Below are 258 nucleotides of genomic sequence, written 5' to 3' on the forward strand. Positions count from 1 at the left end.
GCGAAGCGCTTTTGCAATCTCATCTGCTGTAATCGAGATCGTTTTTGGCAGACCTGTTAAAAGGTCACGGCCGCGAATATCCATTTCGTCATGTACATCAGGCTGCGCAGAACCGATTTCCATTTTAATAGCTTCTGACGTACGATCACCGATCATCAGGTTATACGTTTTACGGATGTAGCTGCTGATGGCATCATCCATTTCATCTCCTGCCACGCGGATTGATTGTGATGTCACAATGCCGCCAAGAGAAATAAT

General features: G+C 45.7%; 1 protein-coding gene. It reads right to left on the bottom strand.

Going from position 1 to position 258, the window contains the following annotated elements; all coding sequences use genetic code 11:
* The coding region (locus SB658_RS25310) for a rod shape-determining protein (RefSeq protein WP_410603186.1) at positions 1-258 on the bottom strand (258 nt) is incomplete at both ends.

Origin of the sequence: Bacillus sp. SIMBA_008, from assembly GCF_046535495.1 — a bacterium.
GTDB classification, from domain to species: domain Bacteria; phylum Bacillota; class Bacilli; order Bacillales; family Bacillaceae; genus Bacillus; species Bacillus subtilis.